The organism is Pontibacter kalidii (genome assembly GCF_026278245.1).
In the GTDB taxonomy this organism is placed as follows: domain Bacteria; phylum Bacteroidota; class Bacteroidia; order Cytophagales; family Hymenobacteraceae; genus Pontibacter; species Pontibacter kalidii.
This window is the reverse complement of sequence record NZ_CP111079.1, coordinates 2,972,687-2,995,528: the sequence shown is the minus strand read 5'-3', so window position 1 is coordinate 2,995,528 and position 22,842 is coordinate 2,972,687. Positions and strand designations below refer to the sequence as shown.

The 22,842-nt window shown below is 53.1% G+C and carries 15 protein-coding genes; 6 read left to right on the top strand and 9 right to left on the bottom strand.

Annotation, left to right across the window (positions count from 1 at the left end):
* Positions 1-121 precede the first annotated feature (121 nt).
* On the top strand, positions 122-1,402 hold the full coding sequence (locus OH144_RS12550; RefSeq protein WP_266202586.1) for an erythromycin esterase family protein: 1,281 nt from the start codon (positions 122-124) through the stop codon (positions 1,400-1,402).
* Positions 1,403-1,483: 81 nt separating this feature from the next.
* Here the strand turns inward: OH144_RS12550 and OH144_RS12545 are convergent, their stop codons facing one another.
* From OH144_RS12545 to OH144_RS12505, 9 genes are all read right to left on the bottom strand, one after another.
* Positions 1,484-3,016 (bottom strand): RagB/SusD family nutrient uptake outer membrane protein, encoded by a 1,533-nt coding sequence (locus OH144_RS12545; protein WP_266202585.1) that lies wholly within the window; start codon positions 3,014-3,016, stop codon positions 1,484-1,486.
* A gap of 19 nt (positions 3,017-3,035) precedes the next feature.
* Positions 3,036-6,083: a SusC/RagA family TonB-linked outer membrane protein gene (locus OH144_RS12540; protein WP_266202584.1), complete on the bottom strand. Its 3,048-nt coding sequence runs from the start codon at positions 6,081-6,083 to the stop codon at positions 3,036-3,038.
* 1,228 nt (positions 6,084-7,311) lie between these two features.
* Entirely contained in the window at positions 7,312-8,274 is a 963-nt protein-coding gene (locus OH144_RS12535; protein ID WP_266202583.1) for a calcium/sodium antiporter, read from the bottom strand.
* A gap of 104 nt (positions 8,275-8,378) precedes the next feature.
* The gene (locus OH144_RS12530) at positions 8,379-9,086 is read right to left on the bottom strand and encodes a YebC/PmpR family DNA-binding transcriptional regulator (RefSeq protein WP_266202582.1); all 708 of its coding nucleotides are present in this window, start codon (positions 9,084-9,086) and stop codon (positions 8,379-8,381) included.
* Positions 9,087-10,202: 1,116 nt separating this feature from the next.
* Positions 10,203-10,838, bottom strand: coding sequence for an ABC transporter ATP-binding protein (locus OH144_RS12525; protein ID WP_266202581.1), 636 nt, complete (start codon positions 10,836-10,838; stop codon positions 10,203-10,205).
* Positions 10,828-11,619, bottom strand: a complete 792-nt coding sequence (gene lpxA, locus OH144_RS12520) for an acyl-ACP--UDP-N-acetylglucosamine O-acyltransferase (RefSeq protein WP_266202580.1) — start codon at positions 11,617-11,619, stop codon at positions 10,828-10,830. The genes OH144_RS12525 and lpxA overlap by 11 nt, the downstream gene beginning before the upstream one ends.
* Positions 11,616-13,010, bottom strand: a complete 1,395-nt coding sequence (locus tag OH144_RS12515) for a bifunctional UDP-3-O-[3-hydroxymyristoyl] N-acetylglucosamine deacetylase/3-hydroxyacyl-ACP dehydratase (RefSeq protein WP_266202579.1) — start codon at positions 13,008-13,010, stop codon at positions 11,616-11,618. The genes lpxA and OH144_RS12515 overlap by 4 nt, the downstream gene beginning before the upstream one ends.
* A 375-nt stretch (positions 13,011-13,385) precedes the next feature.
* Positions 13,386-14,408: a UDP-3-O-(3-hydroxymyristoyl)glucosamine N-acyltransferase gene (lpxD, locus tag OH144_RS12510; protein WP_266202578.1), complete on the bottom strand. Its 1,023-nt coding sequence runs from the start codon at positions 14,406-14,408 to the stop codon at positions 13,386-13,388.
* A 1,159-nt stretch (positions 14,409-15,567) separates the two neighbouring features.
* Entirely contained in the window at positions 15,568-16,800 is a 1,233-nt protein-coding gene (locus OH144_RS12505; RefSeq protein ID WP_266202577.1) for an HD domain-containing protein, read from the bottom strand.
* Positions 16,801-17,147: 347 nt separating this feature from the next.
* Here OH144_RS12505 and porX point away from each other — a divergent pair, with 347 nt between their 5' ends.
* From porX to rfbB, 5 genes are all read left to right on the top strand, one after another.
* A complete protein-coding gene (gene porX / locus OH144_RS12500; RefSeq protein WP_266202576.1) occupies positions 17,148-18,707 on the top strand; it encodes a T9SS response regulator signal transducer PorX in 1,560 nt (519 codons plus the stop codon).
* Complete coding sequence (tsaE, locus tag OH144_RS12495; RefSeq protein WP_266202575.1) at positions 18,700-19,152, top strand: tRNA (adenosine(37)-N6)-threonylcarbamoyltransferase complex ATPase subunit type 1 TsaE; 453 nt, start codon at positions 18,700-18,702, stop codon at positions 19,150-19,152. The genes porX and tsaE overlap by 8 nt, the downstream gene beginning before the upstream one ends.
* A 324-nt stretch (positions 19,153-19,476) precedes the next feature.
* Positions 19,477-20,703, top strand: a complete 1,227-nt coding sequence (locus tag OH144_RS12490) for an alanine dehydrogenase (protein ID WP_266202574.1) — start codon at positions 19,477-19,479, stop codon at positions 20,701-20,703.
* A 385-nt stretch (positions 20,704-21,088) separates the two neighbouring features.
* Positions 21,089-21,652, top strand: coding sequence for a dTDP-4-dehydrorhamnose 3,5-epimerase (gene rfbC, locus OH144_RS12485; protein WP_266202573.1), 564 nt, complete (start codon positions 21,089-21,091; stop codon positions 21,650-21,652).
* A 22-nt stretch (positions 21,653-21,674) separates the two neighbouring features.
* The gene (rfbB, locus tag OH144_RS12480) at positions 21,675-22,730 is read left to right on the top strand and encodes a dTDP-glucose 4,6-dehydratase (RefSeq protein ID WP_266202572.1); all 1,056 of its coding nucleotides are present in this window, start codon (positions 21,675-21,677) and stop codon (positions 22,728-22,730) included.
* Positions 22,731-22,842 lie beyond the last annotated feature (112 nt).

The window sequence follows — 22,842 nt, the reverse complement described above, 5'->3', positions numbered from 1 at the left end:
GTTGCACCTGCTTTACCTGAGAAGTAGAGCGGGTGTTTTATTTTGTGGAACATAAACCGCTCGAGGAAAGTACAATACAGCAAATTTGTTGGAGCGCTACGTCATACTTTACACCACGGCTATGGGACAGAAACCTTTTCAATACACGGCACTTACAAAAGAGAAAGACCTGGATGTTTTACTGCAGGAGATAGGCGATGCCCGTGTCGTGATGCTGGGGGAGGCTTCGCACGGCACTTCCGAGTACTATACCTGGCGCACGGCTATCTCCCGGCGGCTGATACAGGAGAAGGGCTTTCAGTTTATTGCCGTGGAAGGCGACTGGCCCGAGTGCTATGCCGTGAACCGCATGGTGAAAGGCTATCCCAATGCTGGCAGCAAGATTGCCGAGGTGCTGGAAGTATACCGCCGCTGGCCTACCTGGATGTGGGCAAACTGGGAGGTGGCGGCGCTGGTGGAGTGGCTGCGGGAGTTTAACAACCAGCGCAAGCAGGGCGAGAAAGCCGGGTTTTACGGGCTGGACGTCTACAGCCTTTGGGAGAGCCTGGAGCAGATCGTGCGCTACCTGGAGAGCAACGACGGGCAGGCCGCCGAGGCTGCGCGCCTGGCCATCAACTGTTTCGAGCCCTTTAACCGCGACCCCCAAACCTATGCCCGTGCCACCGCCTTTGTGCCCACCGACTGCGAGCGCGAGGTGATTGAGATGTTGCAGAAGGTACAGCAGCAGCGTAGCTTCGGCAACGACCCCGAGCAGGATTTTAACACCAGGCAGAACGCGCTGGTGGCGGCGAATGCCGAGAAGTATTACCGGGCCATGATCAATGGCAGCACGGACTCCTGGAACGTGCGCGATAGCCACATGATGGAGACCCTGGACCGCCTGCTGGAGTTCCACGGTCCCGACTCCAAGGCCATTGTCTGGGAGCACAACACGCACATCGGCGATGCCCGCTACACCGATATGGCAGACAATGGCATGTATAACATCGGTCAACTGGCCCGGGAAAAGTATGGGCGCGATAATGTGCGTCTGGTGGGGTTTGGCACCTACCAGGGCACCGTGATAGCCGGCAAAGCCTGGGGAGCACCGATGCAGAAAATGGACGTGCCACCCGCCGTCAGCGGCAGTTGGGAGGAGTTCCTCCACAACGTCAGCACCGAGGATAAGATCATACTTTCCAGGGACCTGAAGCATGTGCCGGAGGTGCAGGATTATATCGGCCACCGCGCCATCGGGGTAGTGTATGATCCCAAGTATGAGATGTTCGGCAATTACGTTCCCTCCATTATCCCCGAGCGCTATGATGCCTTCCTATACTTTGAGGAGACCGAGGCGGTGCACCCGATCCGCATGAAGAGCCGCGGCGCCAAAGAGCCGGACCTGTATCCGTGGAACTACTAACAAATGCTGCTTAAGCAGCTACAAAGACAGCGGGGAGCTGCCATGGTAGCTCCCCGCTGTCTTTATACATTTGAACAGGGCCTAATAGCCAGGATTCTGCGCCAGGTTAGCCGTTCTCACATCCGTGTCTGGTACCGGTAGCAGGTTGTGCTTGCCCTCCATATAACCGAGCGGCCCCAGCTCCTGTGCCGCCAGCCCCCAACGCACCAGGTCGATGTACCGGAAGCCCTCAAAGGCCAGCTCCAACTGCCGTTCCCTTACAATGGCATTGAACAGGTCCGTGCCAGAAACCATCACCGCCTCGAGCCCGGCTCTTTGGCGCACTTTGTTCAGTTCTTCGCGTGCCCTGGCCTCATCGCCCAGGCGGTAGTAGGCTTCGGCAGCCATCAGCAGCACATCCGCGTACCGGATCAGACGCCAGTTGGTGCCATAGTTCAATTCCGCAATGGAGCCGCCCTCAGAGCTGGTCTGATTGACGTAGGAGCCATACTTGCGCTGGAAGTAGCCCATGTAATCATAAGCATTGGGTTCACTCCAGTTGCCGCCCATTGCCTCCAACTCCTCCTCTGACATAATGGTGTTGATTTTTCGCTCGGTATCGCCTGCCTCGACAAAGGCCTGGTATAACCCAGGGCGAGGTGTGTTAAATCCCCAGCCGCCAATCAAAGAGTCCTGCGGTGCCTTGGTATAGAAGTCGGAGCGTGGTCCCATCAGCTGTATGTGGATGTTGCTTTCCAGGTTGCGGCCGTTGCCCCACGGAAAATTCCCCCAATCATAATTTGCATCGTTGGAGTAAGCCACTTCAAACAAAGACTCTGGCCCAAACTCCCCTTCCTGCGAAAATACGGTGCTGAAGTTCGGCTCCAGACTGTACTGGCCGGAGTTGATGACCTCATCAAACAGCTGGGCAGCCTGTTGCCACTCCTCCTGGTACAGGTGCGCCCGGCCGAGCAAGGCCTGTGCCGCCCCCTTGGAGAAGCGGAACCTTTCTCCGCTACCGTAGGTGCTCTTCAGGGGTAGCTCGGCAATGGCCTCGGTCAGGTCCTGCTCTATCTGCGCGTATACCTCCTCCCGGCTGGCCCGCTGCTGTGCGTTGTACTCACTTGGCGGGATGTCACTCACTATCAGCGGCACATCTCCCCAAAGCGAAACAAGGTCTAGGTAGTAAAGCGCCCTCAGTGCCTTGGCCTCCGCGATCAGGCGCTGGCGCAGGTCTGTTTCAGGGTCAACTCTGTTGATGACCTGGTTGGCCCGGTAGATGCCGTAGTAGCTCATGCTCCAGGCACCCAGCACCGCGTCATTTTGGGAGTCGAACGTGTAATCGTCGAGGGTTTGGTAGCCTGGCTGATCCCCTGGGCCGCTGCCCCCGGCGTTACTCTCATCCGATAGCAGGGTTTTGACAAGGTACATACTGGCCCAGCCCCAGTTGTAGTGCGCCTGCAGCATATCGTAGGCAGCGGCCGTGGCCCGCAGGGCGTCCTCATCAGTTTGGTAGAACTCCTCCTGCGGCAGCCTGCCCGGTATGTCTGACTCCAGAAAATCTTCCTCGCAGCCTGTTGCTACCAATAGTGTGAACAGGCTCATCATTGCTATTTTCAAAATATACTCTTTCATGGTCTTTCTTGGTTAAAGGTTAGAAGCTGAACGTAAGGCCCACCAATGCTTTTCGGGGAACAGGGTACACGCCTCTGTCAATGCCAAGGCTGTTCACATCGTTACTGCCTGCCTCTGGGTCCAGGCCAGGGTAATCGGTAAAGGTGAAGAAGTCGTCCAGCGACACATAGAACCTGGCATCCCGTACGCTGATGCGCTCGGTGAGGGTGTTGGGCAGCGTATAGCCCAACTGCAGCTGCCGGATACGGGCATAGGAGCCATCGAAGAGCATCAGGTCGCTGTTATACACGAAGGTACTGGTGGTGTTGGGGGCAAACCAGCTATTGGTGCTTCCCGGCCCGGTCCAGCGGTCTTCGTAGAAAAAGGCGGGCCTATTGGCGGTCGGGCGGTCTACACGGTTGAAGGCCAGCAGCACGTCGTTGCCAGACTGGCCCTGGATAAAAGCTAGGAAATCAAAGCCCCTGTAGCTGAGGTTAATGCGGCCACCGTACACGAGCTCTGGGTGTGGGCTGCCGATAAAGGTCTGGTCGTCCGGCGAGATCTGGCCATCGCCGTTAACATCCACCACGATGGGGTCGCCGGGCGCAGGGTCATACCCTGTGATGTTGTTTTCGCTCAGGTACTGCCCTATCTCGTCCTCTGTCTGGAAGATGCCCGCTGTCTTGTAGCCGCGGAAGTACCAGATCGGAAAGCCCTCTTCGAAGTAGGTAGCCGTCCAGCCCGTGCCGACGCCTGTGCCGGCGATGCGGGTAACGTTCGGGTTCAGGAAAGTTACTTCGTTGTCCAGCGTGGTCAGGTTAGCGGCGAATTCATATTTAAAGGCATTCTCGTCGTTGTTGAAACCAAGCTCGAACTCCCAGCCCCTGTTCCGTACATCACCGCCGTTCACGAAGGGCAACACGTTCCCGATAAACCGGGGGGGCGTACCAGGGGTGATCAGATCCTTCGTGGTCTTCACGAAGTAGTCGGTGGTGAGGGTGAGCCTGTTCTGGAAGAAGCCCAGGTCCAGGCCAACGTCAACCTGCTGGCTTGTCTCCCAGGTAAGGTCCGGGTTGGCCAGCTGGGCCGGCTCAGCCACCGTGATGTAGCCGCCATTGCCATCGGGGTAGCGGATACCCTGCGAGGTAATTACCGCAGCCCATTGCCCCAGGGTCAGGTTAGACAAACTTCCGTTCTGGCCCCAGCTGCCGCGCAGCTTTAGGTAATTTAGTACATCGCCGGCAGGGAAGAAATCCTCGTTACTAAGCACCCAGCCTACGGAAACAGAAGGGAAAGTGCCCCACTCATTACCAGGAGGCAGGAGCGAGGAGCCATCCCGTCGGACAGTCAGGTTCAGGAGGTACTTATTCTGGTAGTCGTAGGAAAGTCTTCCGTAGAAGGACTCCAGGGTGTTGGAGGTCTCTGTTCCGGCGATTCTGTCGTTGTCATCAGGGGTAAAGTCGGGGAAGGCAAAGATGTCCTGTTCCGCAAATAGACCCGAGGAGGTGCCGTTCAGCCGGTTATACCTCCGCTCCAGCGCTGAAACACCGGCTAGCAAGGTAAAGTGGTGCGAACCGATGGTACGGTCGTAGGTGGCATAGTTCTCCCACTGCCAGGTAAACCAGTTTTCGTTCGTGTCGAAGGTGCTGGCGGCGGTGTTGAGCCTTTCGGAGGAAAACCAAAAGCTCGGGCTCCAGCCATGGTTGCGCTGGAAGGCAGCGTCGATGCCAAAGCGGGACGTAAACGTGAAGCCTTCAAAGGGCTTGATGTCGGCAAAAAGGTTTCCGACCACCTTGTTCTGCACCGTCTCGCCCCGGGTGATGGCCAGCTGCGCCAAGGGGTTGCCCACCTCACCTCGGATGTACTGCGAAAGCCCGTAGTAGTTCCCGTTGGCATCCCGCACTAAGGGAAATCCCGCATCAATGGCCTCCTGTACAAAGGGTGGCAGGGCACCGGTATACAGGGTAGGGGTAAGCGGATCAATCAAAATAGCATTGCTGATCACACCGCCGAACTCATCGTCTTCCTGTATGCCTGTGCGCTCGAAGTGGGAGTAGGAGAGCCTGTTGCCAATGTTAAGCCATGACTTGATCTCGTGGTCGGAGTTGAGCCTGGCCGTATAGCGGTCGAAGCGGGACCTGTCCCCACCCACAATACCGTCCTGGCGGAACATAGTGCCGTTTACCAGGAAAGATGATTTCTCGCTACCCCCGTTAAAGCTGAGCGAGTGCCGCTGCATGGGGGCTGTCTCAAAAAGCTCATCGAGCCAGTCCGTGCCCTGCACACCTGCTACCTCGGCAGGGTCTGGTATCGTGCCCGCCGTGTTCGACTCGCTGAGGTAGGCCGCATACTGCTGGGCGTTCATCAAATCCATCCTATCCCCGACTGACTGCACCCCATACTGGCCGCTGTAAGAAATGGTGGAGGGGGCTCCTTTATTCCCTGTTATGGTTCTGATAATCACGACACCATTGGCACCCTCCGCGCCATAAATGGCAGCAGATGCGGCGTCTTTCAGTATTTCTATCGAGGCAATCTCGCTAGGGTCCAGGTACTCAATGCCGCCGGTTCGCATGCCATCCACGATGTAGAGGGGTTCCGCGTTACCATTGGAGCCGGCGCCGCGAACCCTTACCCGCATGCCGCTGCCGGGGGCGCCGGAGGCCGGCAACACCGTAACGCCGGCCGTTCTACCCTGCAAGGCCTGCTCTACCCTGGTAGAGGACACAGTGGCTATCTCCTCCTGCCGGACAGAGGAGATGGCGCCGGTAACCAGGCTCTTCTGCTGCGTTCCGTAGCCTACCACGACCACCTCTTCGAGTGCCTCGGCGTCCGGGGCGAGCGAAACGTTTATCGTAGACCTGTTGCCTACCGGAATCTCCTGCGTCTGGTAACCGATAAAGGAGAACACGAGGGTACCCTCTCCGCCAGGTACAGCCAATGTATAGTTCCCGTTAGCATCAGAAGAGGTGCCCCGTGTGGTGCCCTGCAGCATCACCGTTACACCGGGCAGCCCGCTCCCTTTTTCATCCGTCACCCGCCCGGTTACAGTTACATCAGCTGTTTGCTGAATCAGTGGCCTTGGCATAGACCAGGCTTCTGTATAAGTTGTTGTGCTTATACAGACAGCCATTGTTATGCAGCCAATTGCTGAATAAAATTTTGCCTTCATAGATTAGTTGTAAATAGTTATACTTAAACAAGGATCTCAAGCCCTACATGATAGAATGGCAAACTATTTTTGGTACTTTGTGAACATGTAAGGTCTGGAAATCTGGTTCATGAATAGTATTCATGTACAGGGTTATAGCCCCTTTCTGGCATGCCTTGAGGAGCCCGGGCAGAAACATGTGTCGTACCGGGCGGTATGGGGCATAGTTATCCTTGTGGATTTGGTAAGAAAGGGTAACGTGGGGTAAGGTTAGAAAACCGCTTCGTGTGCATCATCCATCTCCTCTTATCCTGGGTGTATTCTAACTTTTCAGTGTATGGTTTTACGATTTGTTTTTGTAAAAGATCAATATATAGTTGGATAATCGTGGGCCTAAAAGCTGTTGCCAGTTAAAAAAGCCGCAGATGGGAGCAAACAGAGTGGGCTGGCGTTGCTAATGAACTTTCACGCCGGCCGCTGTTGCTGCTCCTGGATTAGCACGTTTTCAGGCATATTTATTTTCTGCCTTTTTGGCTCAGGCAGTAGCAAGAAGCTTTTGTTAAAGCAATGCCTGCCTTTAGACAAGGTAAGCAGAGGTGGGATTTGAAATAAGAGAGTACGTTGTCATGCTGGTGTACGTGCTGCCCCACCTCAAGGCTGGACCCGGCGAGGCAAGCTATAAGCATTGCTACTTTAAGAAGTGGGAACTGCCGATACACCCTTCCCTGGATGGGCCAGGGTAAACACTGTAATGTAGGGGAACTATAGACGGTTTTAGGGTATAGTTAAGCCTTGCCTTGGCGCAAGTTATGAGGGTAGCGCAGTGGCTAATGCCTTCTCATGGCAAAAAGGCCCTCAAGTTATACTTGCTTGTTGCCTTTATACTTCAGCATCATCCAAAGTATAAATTTTATACTTGCTGTGCCTTCTGTTACAGCCCAGAGGACTTCCTTATAAGTAGGCGGGCAGGATTAGCCTGAAGTATAAAGGAGGGCTGTCACTCTGAAAGAAGCCTTCTGGTATAGACTGTTCTTCCCCCGGAGGGGAAGCGGATGCGATTTACCCACCCGGATCCTCAAAACAACTTCTGAGTTTTCAGCATCCGGGAGGGCAAAGTAGCGTGTGCTAAGGCTGATACCCCCTCCACCCGTTCTCCACCCCCGAATTACCCCCGCATGATTAAGTAGCCGATATAGGCAAAGTATGTCAGCAGGAAGATAACGCCGTTCGCACGGTCGATGGCGTTGCGCTTGCCGATGGGCATGGCAAGTATGAGCATGGCGCTGGCCAGGATCATCATGACGATGTCTGAGTTGTTCATCACGTTAAAAGGCAGCGGGCTGACGATGGCGCTCACGCCCAGGATCCAGAGCAGGTTAAAAATGTTGGAGCCCACCACATTGCCCACGGCGATATCGATATTACGGCGATAGGCTGCCATGGCCGACGTAACCAGTTCCGGCAGCGAGGTACCAATGGCCACCACTGTCAGGCCAATAAACGATTCGCTCAGACCTAACGCCTGCGCGATGTGCACGGCGCCGTCTACCACCCACTTGCCCCCCAGAAACAGCCCCACCATTCCAAGCAGTATGAGAAGGATGGATTTGCCCATTGTCATCACGGGGGTATCCTCCTCGGGCAGCACCTCATCTTTGTTAGTTCTGGCTACGTTGTAGATGTAGACCATAAACATCCCGAAGAAGCCAAGTAATATGGCCCCATCCAGGCGGCTGATGTAGAGGTCGTAGCGGTTGTTGAGCAGGGTGGCGTTAGCCAGAAAGCCCACCAGCAGCGTGGCAATCAGGGAGAAGGGAATCTCGGTAAGGATGGTATTGCGTTTGATGGGCAGCGGGCAGATGAGCGCGGTGACCCCAAGTATGAGCAGCAGGTTAGCTACATTGCTGCCAAACACGTTCCCGATGGCCAGTTCCGGTTGCCCCTGCAGGCTTGCCATTACGTTCACGATCAGTTCCGGCAGCGAGGTGCCGAACGATACGATTGTCAGGCCCACCACCATATCAGGTAAGCCATAGCGTTTGGCGATAGAGGAGGCCCCTTCCACCAGCACATCGGCACCTTTGATCAACAATACAAAGCCAATTGCAAAGAGAAAGTATAGCAGCATATGGGTTGGTTTTGTGTTAACTATGTGTGGTTACGTGGATTCAAAAAAAAACGGCCGCCCAGGAATACCCAAGGCAGCCATCTGATATATGCATTTATTCGGTTCTACGCCATGTTGTGGTATACGGCCTGCACGTCGTCGTCTTCCTCAAAGCGCTCTATCAAGCTGAGCACCTCTTCCTCCTGCTCCTCAGTTAGCTCGGTACGGGTAGTCGGGATGCGTTGGACCTCGGCGCTTATCACGTTGAGTCCCTTCTCCTCCAGGCCTCGCTGCATGTTGCCAAACTCGGTGAAAGGCGTTTCGATGATGATCTCGCCTTCGTGCTCGTAAATGTCCTCCGCGCCGAAGTCGATCAGCTCCAGTTCCAGCTCCTCCAGTTCAGCCCCTTCAGAGGAGATCTTGAAAATGCCCTTGCGGTCGAACATGAAGTCCAGGGATCCTGTTTTGCCCAGCGAGCCGCCGCCCTTCGAGAAGTGCATACGAACGTTGGCCACGGTCCGGTTCAGGTTATCGGTGGCGCACTCCACCACTACGGCGATGCCGTGCGGCGCGTAGCCCTCGTATACTATCTCCTCGTAATCCTTCTCCTCTTTAGAGGAAGCACGCTTAATTGCCGCCTCAATGCGGTCTTTGGGCATGTTCACCCCTTTGGCGTTTTGGATAGCCGTTCTGAGGCGGGAGTTGGTATCAGGGTTAGGGCCGCTTTCCTTCACGGCCATCACTATTTCTTTGCCGAGGCGCGTAAAGGCCTTCGACATTTTATCCCAGCGTTTAAACTTACGGGCTTTTCTGAATTCAAATGCGCGTCCCATTGTGTGCGTTTTGTGTGGTTACAAATTTAACCAGCTTCCGTGTAAAATGGTAGTTTTTTAGCTATTGGTTATTAGTTTTTCGCTGGAGTTTGATATTCCTACTATGGCGGCGAGTACTCAGCACTGCATCACGTTTGCCTGCGCAGGAAAGTAGATTTTGAAACCTCCGAAAGTATGGCAGCGTGCCTGGCAAGTATAAAATTCAAGTTTCGGTTAAGCCAAACCTACTGATAGAAGAGCTTTCACCATTCCCCGGCCCCTCCCTAAAAACAGGGGCGGGAGTTTTCTGATACCGGTTCCAACCACCCCTGCCCCTCCTTATCCAAGGAGGGGAGTTCTGCGACTGCTCCTGCTGAAGTATAAGTTTCATAGTTGCTGCCGAAAGCGGACAGGTCGCGACTTGTCCCTACAAGTATCAACCCACCCCTAGCCCCTCCGAGGAGGGGAATTATACTTGCCACACTCTCTATCATCTCGAGTACTCTTGAGGCGGGAGCCGAAGAGAGCCAGCGTAGCTGTGAGAGATCTATCGGGAATTCTAATGAGATCTCTCCCGTGGGTCGAGATGACAGCAAGGGAAGTGGCTATCGAATGATTCCCAGTCCTTGGGTTGAGCGCCTTGTGAGATCCGGTGCCCTGAAAGGGCATGCCGAGCGAGAGCGAGGCAAGGAGGGAACACAGCGCGATGCGGGAAGACGAGCCCTCTCGGGCTGGAGAGCACCACTGCAGGAAATGCAACGGTAGGTTTGTAGGAACTAGAGGATCAGCGGGAGCTAGAAAGGATAGCTTGGTTCCAGTTGCAGCTAGCAGCAGCAAAGGCACAAGCGGACGCTTGCGCCAGTAAAGTATAAGGTATAGCCCAGGTATAAGTATGGCTTATCAGGCCTGTCGGGTTACAAACCCGACATCATAGCAGGACACGGGTTGCAAACCCGCGCCAGCGATAGAAGGATAGCAGCGATGTATAAAGTATAGCAGCAAGTATAAACGTATGGCTCTGGTAACCGGCTGGTAGCAAACCCAACACCATTGCAGGGTACAAAGCTGAAGACTTGCGGCAGATAAGGCTAAAAGTATAGCTTAAGTATAAATCAGACTGCGAATAACGAACAACGATCAACGAGCCCTCGGCACCACGTGATAGTCTGATATGCGCAGCTGCTGATCGCAGAAGCTATACTCGTGCTGTATGTTGGAGCCGACAATGATCAGGCGACCTTCCTTGTTCTGGGCCACGTGCTCCTGGTACCAGGCCACGCCCTCCTGGTCAAGGTTGGTGGTAGGCTCATCTAAAAGCAAGAGAGAGCTGTTGGAGTAGATGGCCAGCCCCAGTTTCAGGCGCTGCTTCATGCCCGACGAGAAGTCCTTCACAAACTTATTCCTGGAGCGCTGCAGACCCATGCGGTCAATAAGCGCTGCGTTCGTGAGCTTGTGGCGAAGCGGTTTGAAGCGGGTATGGAAGTCCAGCATCTCCAGGAGGGTAAACTCCTCCACCAGCTCCAGGTAGGGGGCCGTGAGGGTGAGCTGGCGGTATACTTCGTCCTGCGGGATGCTTCTGCCGCCGGATGTATAGGCCAGATGCCCCTCGCTTGCCAGGTTATGCCCGGCCATAATCGTAAGAAGAGTGGATTTACCGGACCCGTTATGCCCTAGGATGGCATAAGAGGTTCCTGAATCAAACGTATAAGTCAGTTTCCGGAAAATCCACTCGTAGTTGTAGCGTTTACCTAAGCCTGTTAGGTTAACTTGCATCTTTTGCGAAATAGCCTTTAATGATACCGCGGCCGGAGTTGCGCACAAAATTGATGATCTCGTCGCGCTCCTTGCTTGGGGAGAGTTCCACCTCGATCTTATCCAGGGCCTGACTGTTGTTCAGGCCGTTCATGAACAGGATACGGTACACGTGCTGTATCTCATTTATCTGCTCGCTCACGTAGCCCCTGCGGCGCATGCCGATGGAGTTGATGCCAGCGTAGGAGAGGGGTTCACGGGCAGCCTTCACGAACGGAGGTACGTCCTTGAGCACCAGTGAACCACCGGATACAAAGGAGTGGGCCCCGATCTTGGCGAACTGGTGCACCAGCGTAGCGGCGCTAATGATGGCGTAGTCATTCACCTCCACATGGCCGGCAATCTGCACCGAATTACCGATAATGCAGTTATCCCCAATCAAACAATCGTGGGCCACGTGGGCGTAGGCCATCACCAGGCAGTTCTTGCCGATAACGGTTTTCATCTTGTCGATAGTGCCGCGGCTCACAGTCACGTACTCGCGGATAACAGTGTTGTCCCCGATGTGGGTGGTAGTTACCTCGCCGGCAAACTTAAGGTCCTGCGGGATGGAGGATACCACGGCCCCCGGGAAAATCTTACAGTTCTTGCCGATGCGGGCTCCTTCCATGATCACGGCGTTGGATCCGATCCAGGTTCCCTCGCCGATCTCCACGTTCTTGTGGATTGTTACAAACGGCTCAATAACAACGTTATGCGCAATCTTGGCTTCTGGGTGTACGTATGCTAATGGCTGGTTCATGCGTCTTTCTTTACTATACTTGCCGACATTTCAGCTTCCATCACCAGTCGCCCGCCTACAAAGGCCTGGCCGCTCATTTTGGCAATGCCACGCTTGATAGGAGCCAGCAGTTCACATCTAAATATTATCGTATCGCCCGGAATAACCTTGCGCTTAAACCGGCACTTGTCTATCGCCAGGAAGTAAGTCCAGTAATCCTCCGGGTTCTCCACGGAGTTGAGAACAAGAATCCCGCCAGTTTGTGCCATGGCCTCAATCTGGATCACGCCCGGCAGCACCGGATTGCCAGGGAAGTGGCCCTGGAAGAATGGCTCGTTCATGGTTATGTTCTTAACGCCCATAACCATCGTTTCGTCTAGGTGAATTATTTTATCGATCAGCAGGAAAGGGTAGCGGTGAGGCAGGGTGGCTGCTATCTGGTTGATGTCCATCACCGGCTTTTTCTTGGGATCGTACGTAGGCACGTTCTTGATCGTGGCCTCGTGGATCATCTTCTTCACCTTTTTGGCAAAGGCGATGTTGGCGGCATGGCCAGGGCGTGCCGCCAGGATCTGCCCCTTTATCGGCCGGCCAATCAGAGCCAGGTCGCCGAGCAGGTCCAGCAGCTTGTGGCGGGCCGGTTCGTTTTTGAAGCGAAGTTCTGTGTTATTCAGAATGCCTTCCTCTTTCACTTCTACTTTCTTCTTCTGCAGCAGCTCAGAGAGGTGCGTCAGCTCCTCGTCCTGCACCACCCGGTCCACGATCACGATGGCGTTGTTCAGGTCGCCGCCTTTAATCAGGTTCTGCTTGTAGAGCATCTCCAGCTCGTGCAGGAACACGAAGGTACGGCAAGGGGCAATTTCTTTCTCAAACTGGTCCAGGTCTGTGATGGAGGCGTGCTGGCTGCCCAATACAGGCGAGTTATAGTCTACCATAACGGTGACGCGGTAGTCATCCAGCGGCAGGGCGGCGATCTCCACGCCACGCGCATCATCCTTATAGCTAAGGCCTTGCGTTATCTCGAAGAAGTTGCGTAGTGCATTCTGCTCCTGCAGCCCCGCCTCGTGCAGCGCTTTTACAAACTCAATGGAAGAGCCATCCATGATTGGGGGCTCCGGGCCGTCCAGCTCTATGAGTACGTTGTCTATCTGCAGGCCAACGAGCGCCGCCAGGGTGTGTTCCACGGTGTTGACGCGGGCGCCGTTCTGCTCAATAGTGGTTCCACGGGAGAGGTCCACCACATTGTCCACATCAACGTTCACAGTGGGCTTGCCAGGCAAATCGATGCGCTGGAATTTATGTCCATGGTTGATGGGGGCAGGTCGGAACGTCATGTTCGAAACCACGCCGGTGTGCAACCCAATGCCCGATACAGTTACCGGAGCCTTAATGGTGTGCTGTTTATCGTTCATTCACGTATTTGTAGTCGTGTTATTGCCTCTGATGCGTAAGCAGATGCGCCGCTGCCGCACAATGCGCCACCCGTTTACCAGGCAGTGCTTCGGCTCTGCAAACTTAAGATATAAAATAGGGTATTGCCAATTTTTATAGATAAAGTAGCGTCTTGGTATCCGTACGTGTGGGCAGGGGCTACATACAAGGTATAATAGAGGATCAGTAGCTTATTGTTGCGTTCTAGCCAAACGGCCGTTAAGGCCAGTCCTTGTGTTGATTTTATACTTTCTTAAGAGGCTGTTCGGGTAAGTCTGGAATCCTTTCCCTGCCTTCCCTTAGAGGGCAGGGAAAGGAAATTCCTGAGAAATTAAAATACCTTTAAGTGTGCCGGTTTATACTTTCTCCTTTAGTATTTCCAGTTCGCGTTGCAGCTCCGGCAGTTTGCGGAACACGGTCATGGCGCGCAGGTTCTGCTTGTAATCGAAGGCAGGGGAGCCCTGTATGATCAGCCCTTCTTCCTTTACCGACTTAGAAACACCGGATTGGGCGCCGATCGTGGTTTTATTGGCGATGGTAATATGGCCCACCACGCCCACCTGGCCTGCTATCACGCAGTTGTTGCCTATCTTGGTAGAGCCGGATATGCCGGTTTGGGAGGCGATCACGGTATCAGTACCTACCTCTACGTTATGCGCGATCTGCACCAGGTTGTCGATTTTAGAGCCTTTACGGATGATGGTAGCGCCCATGGTGGCGCAATCAATGGCAGTGTTAGCTCCGATGGAGATATCATCCTCCAACACAACGTTGCCTATCTGAGGCACTGCTTTGTAAGTGCCGTCCGGCTGCGGTGCCCAGCCGAAGCCGTCGCTGCCGATCACAGCGCCGGAGTGGATGGTGCAGTTGCTGCCCACCACGGTGTTGGCATATAGCTTCACACCGGCAAAAATGGTGGTATTATCGCCGATCTGCACATTATCCCCGATATAGGCCTGCGGGAAAATGCGCACGTTGCTGCCGATTTTACAGTTGTTTCCAATGTAGGAGAAGGCGCCGCGGTAATGGTTTTCGCCGATCTGGCTGCCCTGCCCCATAAAACAAGGCTCTTCCACGCCAACTTTTGAGGCTAGCAGTGCCGTCTGGTAGTAGTGCAGCAAGGTGGAGAAACTGGAATAGGGGTCTGCCACCCGGATAAGGGTGGCGCCGGTTGCCTTCTTAAGCTCCAACGACTCGGAAACGATGACAACGCTGGCACTGGTACTATATAAATAGGACTCGTACTTCGGATTGGAAAGAAAAGCGAGGGCGCCCGCCTGAGCTTCCTCGATTTTGGCTAAGGTGCTGACCTTGACAGAGCTATCTCCCTCTACCTTGCCCTGCAGCAGGTCAGCTATCTGTTGAACAGTAAATTCCATGTTGTAAAATTAGAGCAAAAACTCAAAAACGCCAGTGCTTTGGGGGTGCAAACTTAACAAAAAATCCCGCCTTCGTATGCTGCTTCCTGCTTATACTTTGTGAGGGAGGTACTATCCTTTCTTTTAATGCCTAAGAGTAGAACACAAGTATGAGAGGTTTGTTTTGTGTTTCCTTATGATTCAAGAGTTTAGGAATCATGTTCCGGGAGAGGTAATAAGTGAATTTCTGGGAGTATGGGAGCTGTGATTTAGTTTTTTCTGGCTGCTTGCTGTTTATCCACGGCTTTACTGCCCCTCTCTGGCCTGTGCCTGTGCCACTGCAATCCCCTTGCCTGTTTCTTGGCGTAAGTCTCCAGATAAGTGTCTACCCAATGATGTTGAATCTGTGACTCGACTGACTTATTAAGCCACACTTGCTTTGGCTATACTTTATACTTGAGCTATACTTTTACACTTCAGCTATACTTCCATCCTTCACTCGCACCTTTCGCTGGCGCGGGTTTGCAACCCGTGCCCTGCTATGATGTCGAGTTTGTAACCCGACTGGCTTGAAAAGCCTTGTTTTAAACTTCTCTGGCGCAGGCGTCCGCTTGTGCCTACCTCTAGCCTCTGCTTGTCTTAACTTGAACCAAGCTATCCTTTTTAGCTGCCGTTCATCCACGGCTTTACAACCAACTTGTTTCATTTCTGGCTTTCTGCTCTCAAGCCCGAGAGGGCTCGTCTTCGGGCATCGCGCTGTGTTCCCTCCTGCGCCAAGGCGCTGCCCTTTCAGGGCACCGGATCTCACAAGGCGCTCAACCCAAGGACTGGGAATCATTCGATAGCCACGGCTATACAATAGGAACCAAACTCCCTCCCCTGTTCTTAGGGGAGGGTTGGGTGGGGTGACAATTCCTCTCGGGAGGAGCGGTTTCATACTTGTAGGGACAGGTCGTGACTTGTCCGCGCAACGGCAGCAACTATGAAACCTATACTTTAGCAGCAGTAATGACAGGCTCCCCTCCTTAGACAAGTCTTGGATCCCGGACTTGTTCCGGGGGAGGGGTAGGGGTGGTTGGACCCGGTATAGCAGCCAGATACTCGCGGGACCTCCGGACACCGCGAGGTGCTTAGAATACACAGTTTCTGAAAGGCTGGGGCGGTTGGAACTAATGTGTCACTACAAATGCGCCACTTCCTTAGGATAACAGACAAAATGCTTCTCTACCTTATAGCTCAGGGCGCGAATGTTAGGCAGGTCAGAGGCCTCGGCTACGTCTACCACATAGCCCGATTTGGTGAGCATATCGATCGTCTGGCCCTCCACGTCATAGGCGTTGTTGCCAATCTTGCCTGAGATCATGAGGTATTTTACCTCCTCTTCCTCCAGGTTATATTTCTCCTGCACCAGCTCCTTTATACCCAGCATCATGTCCGGATCTATGGGTTTGGCAGAGATGAACACTTTAAAAAGCTTGCGGCTCAGTATACTTTGGGCCAGGTATGAAAGTATAAAGTCCGGGTGCATAGCCCACTCCTTTATACCGCTCCAGATGTCGTGGTCGTCGAGGGAAACGAAGCGGCTCAATATACTTTTGTCGCGCTTAAAGTCATCCATCGTCAGGTCAGAAGAGAGAAAGAAGCGGAGGCAGGGACTTGCCGGCACATCCACGCCACGCTGCATCAGCTCCCTGGCCCGCTGCACCACGCGCAGCACCATATTCTCGGCACTGATCACGGTCTTGTGCAGGTACACCTGCCAGTACATCAGGCGGCGGCTCACCAGGAAGTTCTCGATGCTATAGATGGCCTTTTCCTCCACCACCAGCTTGTCGTTAGCCACATCCAGCATCTTAATAATACGGTCGGCTCCGATCTTACCTTCGTAAACGCCCGTATAGAAGCTGTCGCGGTTCAGGTAATCAAGACGATCCACGTCCAGCTGGCTCGATACAAGCTGGTGGAAAAAGCGTCTGTGGTAATTATCTGTGAAAATATCGATCGCTAAGGCCAATCTTCCGCCAAAGTGCTCGTTTAGCAGGTGCATGATGTGCAGCGAGAGGTGCTCGTGATGCACATTTTTGAAGATAGCCGTCTCCAGGGCATGCGAAAAAGGGCCGTGCCCCACGTCGTGCAGCAGGATGGCGATAAGCGAGGCCTCGTATTCGGTATCGTTTATTTCGTTATTTTTACTGCGCAGGGTCTGAAGCGCCGTGTCCATCAGGTGCATGGCGCCCAACGCGTGATGAAATCGGGTATGGAGCGCACCCGGATATACCATCTCCGTAAGCCCCAGCTGCTTTACGCGGCGAAGGCGCTGGAAATACGGATGCTCGATGATATCAAAAATAAGTTCTGTCGGGGCCGTGATAAAGCCGTAAACAGGGTCGTTGAAGATCTTTTTCTTGTTCACAAAACCAGTGATTTGGATGTAGGTTAACTAACCAGGTATATATACCGCAAGTTTTCAACTTGTGGTGGTAAAGAGGCTAGTTTTTAACTTGCACGATTTATTAATGTTTACGCCAGTTCAAAACTGGCCCCAAATTTGGCCACAAGATACAATCTTGCGGCAGAACCAGGTGTTCTTCCTGATAGTGCCTTCATCCCCATGGAAGGGGGTGGGGGATGATAAATTCTGCGCAGTAAACTGCATCAGCTCCAAGAGTTAACAACTGCGCTGTTCAGCCGTTTAACAAATTGAATCACGGCGTTTAGACCGATAACCAATAGCAAACATCCAGCAACGAAATAAATACTATGCAAAGATACAATATTTTATGGGCCGATGATGAGATCGACCTGCTCAAGCCGCACATCCTGTTCCTGGAAGACCGCGGCTACGACATCACGCCGGTTAACAGTGGCGCCGACGCCATTGAGGAATTCCGCGACCGCAATTTCGACATCGTGTTTCTCGATGAGAACATGCCCGGCATCAGTGGCCTGGAGACGCTTAATGAGCTCAAGACCATACGCCCCGCCGTGCCCGTGATCATGATCACCAAAAGCGAGGAAGAGCATATCATGGAGGAAGCTATCGGCTCCAAGATCACCGATTACCTGATCAAGCCCCTGAACCCGAACCAGATCCTGTTGTCGGTTAAAAAGGTGCTGGAGAACAAGCGCCTGGTGAGCGAGAAGACCAATATGAGTTACCAGCGCGATTTCCGGCAGCTGGGCATGGCTTTCGGCGAGCGCCTGAGCCAGCAGGAGTGGGCCGATATCTACAAAAAACTGGTGTACTGGGAGCTGGAGATCGACGAGACGGAGAATAAAAGTATGGCCGACGTGATCAACATGCAGAAGGATGAGGCTAACTCCAACTTCGCCAAGTTTATCATGGATAACTACGAGGACTGGATGAACGGCGATGAGGAGGCCCCGCTGATGTCGCACCAGCTGTTTAAGCAGCGCGTGTTTCCGATGATGAAGGAGAGTGACCGCCCGGTATACTTTGTCCTGATCGATAACCTGCGCTACGACCAGTGGAAGGTGCTCGAGCCGCTCATCTCGGAATACTTCTCCGTGGACTCAGAGGAGATGTTCTACTCTATCCTTCCGACCACCACGGCCTATGCCCGTAACGCTATTTTCTCAGGCCTGCTACCTACCGAGATTGCCAAGAAATACCCGAATATGTGGGTAGGCGACGATGAGGAGGAGGGCAAGAATCTGCACGAGGCCGAGCTCCTGGACCTGCAGTTCCAGCAGAACCGCATCACCGACAAGCATAGCTACCACAAGATCACCAACGTGCAGGCGGGCCGCGACCTGCTTGGCAAGTTCAGCAATCTGGACAACAACAAGCTTAACGTGATCGTGTATAACTTCGTGGATATGCTCTCGCATGCCCGCACCGACAGCAACATGGTGCGCGAGCTGGCTCCGGACGAGTCGGCCTACCGCTCCATCACCAAATCCTGGTTCCTGCACTCGCCGCTGTTCGACACTTTAAAAGCTATCGCCGAGAAAAAAGGCCGCCTCATCATCACTACCGACCACGGCACCATCCGGGTAAAAAGGCCATTCAAGATCATTGGCGACAGGAATACCAATACCAACCTGCGCTACAAGCACGGTAAAAACCTGGGCTACACTGATAAAGATGTGTTTACGGTGCGCAAACCGGAGCGATTTTTCTTGCCAAAGGCCAATGTTTCCACTACGTTTGTATTTGCGATAGAGGATTATTTCTTCGCCTATCCGAACAACTATAACTACTACGTGAACTACTACAAAGACACCTTCCAGCACGGGGGCGTGTCGCTGGAGGAGATGATCATACCGTTTATCACACTGACACCGAAGAATGTTTAATACAGGAGTTGAGCGGGCACACATCAGGATGTCGTCGTTGGAAGACTTGCCAGCGGCGGCTTCTGTGCTTTTAGAGGCGGCGGCATCGGAGCCTATCATCCTTTTTGAGGGGCCGATGGGCGCCGGCAAAACCACGCTTATAAAAGAGGTTTGCCGGCAGCTGGGGGTTCAAGAGAACGTGAGCAGCCCGACCTTTGCCCTTGTAAACGAGTACGAAGGGGAAAATGGGAAACTAATTTACCATTTTGATTTTTATAGGATTAACGAAGAGCGCGAGGCCCTGGACATAGGTGCGCCCGAATACTTCGAGTCTGGCAAACTATGCCTGATCGAGTGGCCCTCCCTGATACCGAACCTGCTGCCGGAGCACTACCTGCTGGTAGAGCTAGAGCCTGATGCGGAAGGGAAGGAGAGGAGTTTGAGAGTTTGGGAGTTTAGGAGTTAGAGAATTGGGGAGTTAGAAAGCCTGTAAGTTAGAAGGTTAGAAAGTTGTTATTCCCCTCCTGGGAGGGGGTGGGGCGGGTTTATACTTGTAGGGACAGGTCGCGACCTGTCCGTGCGAGGACAGCGGCTATAAAACTTATACTTTAGCAGCAGCAATGACAGACTCCCCTCTTTAGACTACCGAGAACGCGAGTTCGAAGGTAGCGACCGCAGCTCTGAGGGGTAGGGGGGCGACAAAGTGAACCTGGTACAGCTGAGATTAACTATTTCAGGAAAAAGTCCCCCTTCAAAGGGGGACTTAATAACGTTTACAAACAAATAAAGTATGACGGAGAAGTTCGCCGTAGAGTTTGGGAAGATAGCGACAAGCCAGGCTTTGTACCCGAAGGAGTCGATGCTGGCGGTGGAAGACAGGCGTCGCAGCCTGTTTATCGGCATTCCGAAGGAGTCGTCGTTCCAGGAGAACCGCATCGGCCTGACGCCGGATTCCGTGAAGCAACTCACTGATCAGGGGCATCGCATCCAGATAGAGGCAGGTGCAGGAAGCCCCTCCAAATATTCCGACAACGAGTATTCTGAGGCGGGTGCCCGTATTGTTTACTCTACCGACGAAGTATACGAAGCGGACATCATCCTGAAAATCGCTCCCCCTACCTACGACGAGATAGAATACCTGCGTCCGGGCCAGACACTGGTTTCAGCTCTGCACTTTGGTAACCTGACCTCTGATTACATCAACGCCCTGCTCCGCAAGAAGATCAATGCCATTTCCTTTGAGTTGATCCGGGATAAATCAGACGCCAAGCCCGTGGTGCGTGCCATGAGCGAGATTGCAGGCAGCACCGTGATGATGGTGGCCGCCGAATACCTGAGTAGCAGCAACGAGGGCAAGGGAATTATATTGGGGGGCATTACGGGGGTGGCTCCAACCAAGGTAGTTATACTTGGTGCCGGCTCTGTGGCCGAGTTTGCAGCCCGCGCCGCACTGGGCCTGGGTGCCGAGGTGCGGGTGTTCGACAACCACATCTACAAACTCCGCCGCCTGAAGCACAACGTGGGAGCGCAGATCTTCACCTCTACCCTCGACAAAGCCATCATGTACAACGAGATCAAGCAGGCCGACGTGGTGATCGGCGCCTTCGTGGCCGATGAGGGGCAGATCACCTGCGTGGTCGAAGAGAGCGTGGTGGCCCAGATGAATCCCGGTTCCATCATCATCGACGTCTGCATCGACCAGGGCGGCTGCTTCGAGACCTCCGAGATCACGTCCCACTCCCGCCCCGTCTTCCGCAAGTATGATATCATTCACTACTGCGTCCCCAACATCCCTTCCCGTGTACCACGCACGGCCTCGCAGGCACTTTCTAATATCTTCACGCCTATCTTCACCGAGTTCTCCAAGTATGGCGGCATCAACGAGGTGCTGTTCATGAACGAGCACTACCGCAGCGGGGTCTACATTTACAAAGGTAGCCTCACAAATGCGCATATTGCCAAGCGGTTTGGGATGAGGTATAAGGAGCTGGGGTTGATGATTGCGGTGAGGAATTGAGTTTGTTTTCTCTTAAAGAAGAACGACAGCTTTTAAGGCTCCCTTCCTTGGAGAAGTCTTAGATACCGAACTTGTTTCGGGGGGTAAGAGTGGTTGGAGCCGGTTCCTGCTTTTTCAAGACAGCAACTTGCATTGTAAAGACAATGAAGATGATCATGCATAAATGCTCAGAAGTAGCAAGAACCTGGTTGATGTTGTCATTCTATTAAAGATATGATATTTTCTTAGGGAATGCTGCTAATGTAAAAGGTTAAAGGTAACTTTGCCTCTGCATAAAATTGCACTAAGTATTCCAAATGCAAAAGAGGCAGGGATACCTGGTGTGAGTGCTGGCACTGTCTGAGTCGGCAATTAATGTAATAAAAGAAGTATACAAAGTATTCTAATGGAAATTATCAATACACCTCTCCCCGGGTGCTACCTTATTAAGCCTGCTATATTTGGAGACAATAGAGGTTATTTCTATGAAAGCTTTAATGAAGCAAAGTTCAATAGACTGATTGCTTCCGATGTGCATTTCGTGCAGGATAACCAATCTTTTTCTACTTATGGCGTCCTAAGAGGGCTTCATTTTCAGAGAGGTGCCCATGCACAGGCAAAATTAGTACGGGTATTACAAGGAGAGGTACTGGATGTGGTAGTGGATTTGCGGCCTGACTCGCTTTCCTTCGGAAAACACTATTCAGTGGTGCTGTCAGCAGAAAACAAGCTGCAACTTTTCATGCCGAAAGGCTTTGCTCATGGCTTTGTAGCGCTTAGTAAGGAAGCAGAGTTCTTCTATAAGTGTGATAGCTATTATAATAAAGAGTCAGAAGGAAGTGTTTTATACAGTGACCAGGATCTAGGAATAGATTGGAAAATACCATCTGCTGAAATCATTGTTTCGGACAAAGATAAAGAAAGTGAGTCGTTTGCAGCTTTTAAGAAGTGTATAGCTGAAAAGATATAAACTGGTTTCCAAATTTAAACAGTTGAAAAAGAAAATATTGATTACGGGCGGTGCCGGCTTTATCGGCTCGCATGTGGTGCGCCTGTTCGTTACCAAGTACCCGGGCTACCAGATCTACAACCTCGACAAGCTGACCTACGCGGGTAACCTGCAGAACCTGTCGGACATCGAGGATAGGGAGAATTATACTTTCCTGAAGGGCGACATCGTGGATGCGGCTTACCTGGAGGAAATCTTCTCTGCCTATAAATTTGATGCCGTGATCCACCTGGCCGCCGAGTCGCACGTGGACCGCTCTATCTCCGACCCGCTGGCCTTCGTGCAGACGAACGTGATCGGCACGGTGAACCTGCTGAACGCGGCCAAAAAGCATTGGGCGGATGACCTCAGCAAGCACCTGTTCTACCACATCTCTACCGACGAAGTATACGGCTCGCTGGGAGAAGAGGGACTGTTCACCGAAGAGACAGCTTATGATCCGCGTTCGCCCTACTCGGCCTCCAAAGCCAGCTCCGACCATTTCGTGCGGGCCTGGCACCATACCTATGGTCTGCCGATCAAAATATCCAACTGCTCGAACAACTACGGGCCGAACCACTTCCCCGAGAAGCTTATTCCGCTGGCGATCTACAACATCAAAAACGAGCGCCCGGTGCCGGTGTATGGCAAGGGCGAGAACGTGCGCGACTGGCTCTACGTGCTGGACCACGCCCGCGCCATTGACCTGATCTTCCACGAGGGCAAGCTGGGCGATACCTACAACATCGGCGGCGTGAACGAGTGGAAGAACCTGGACCTGATCGAGCTGCTCTGCGACCAGATGGATGAGAAGTTAGGCCGCGACAAGGGCCACTCCCGTAGGCTGATCACGTTTGTGAAAGACCGCGCCGGCCACGACCTGCGCTACGCCATCGACTCCTCTAAGCTGATGGACGAGCTGGGCTGGAAACCGTCGGTGACCTTTGAGCAGGGCCTGAGCAAGACGGTGGACTGGTACCTGGAGAACCCCGAGTGGCTGGAGAACGTGACCTCGGGCAACTACCAGAGCTACTACGAGCAGCAGTACACGCACCGGTAAGTGTAAGACTTTAAGTAATATTATGTACTTGTTTATTAACTTCTGTAGAAGAGGATCTTTTAAAATCAATTATGAGACAAAGGGGAACTGCTATCTTATATATGGCAAAGCA

Coding starts and splice junctions, on each gene's coding strand:
- OH144_RS12550 (WP_266202586.1), top strand. CDS start 122: ATGGGACAGAAACCTTTTCAATACACGGCACTTACAAAAGAGAAAGAC.
- OH144_RS12545 (WP_266202585.1), bottom strand. CDS start 3,016: ATGAAAGAGTATATTTTGAAAATAGCAATGATGAGCCTGTTCACACTA.
- OH144_RS12540 (WP_266202584.1), bottom strand. CDS start 6,083: ATGCCAAGGCCACTGATTCAGCAAACAGCTGATGTAACTGTAACCGGG.
- OH144_RS12535 (WP_266202583.1), bottom strand. CDS start 8,274: ATGCTGCTATACTTTCTCTTTGCAATTGGCTTTGTATTGTTGATCAAA.
- OH144_RS12530 (WP_266202582.1), bottom strand. CDS start 9,086: ATGGGACGCGCATTTGAATTCAGAAAAGCCCGTAAGTTTAAACGCTGG.
- OH144_RS12525 (WP_266202581.1), bottom strand. CDS start 10,838: ATGCAAGTTAACCTAACAGGCTTAGGTAAACGCTACAACTACGAGTGG.
- lpxA (WP_266202580.1), bottom strand. CDS start 11,619: ATGAACCAGCCATTAGCATACGTACACCCAGAAGCCAAGATTGCGCAT.
- OH144_RS12515 (WP_266202579.1), bottom strand. CDS start 13,010: ATGAACGATAAACAGCACACCATTAAGGCTCCGGTAACTGTATCGGGC.
- lpxD (WP_266202578.1), bottom strand. CDS start 14,408: ATGGAATTTACTGTTCAACAGATAGCTGACCTGCTGCAGGGCAAGGTA.
- porX (WP_266202576.1), top strand. CDS start 17,148: ATGCAAAGATACAATATTTTATGGGCCGATGATGAGATCGACCTGCTC.
- tsaE (WP_266202575.1), top strand. CDS start 18,700: ATGTTTAATACAGGAGTTGAGCGGGCACACATCAGGATGTCGTCGTTG.
- OH144_RS12490 (WP_266202574.1), top strand. CDS start 19,477: ATGACGGAGAAGTTCGCCGTAGAGTTTGGGAAGATAGCGACAAGCCAG.
- rfbC (WP_266202573.1), top strand. CDS start 21,089: ATGGAAATTATCAATACACCTCTCCCCGGGTGCTACCTTATTAAGCCT.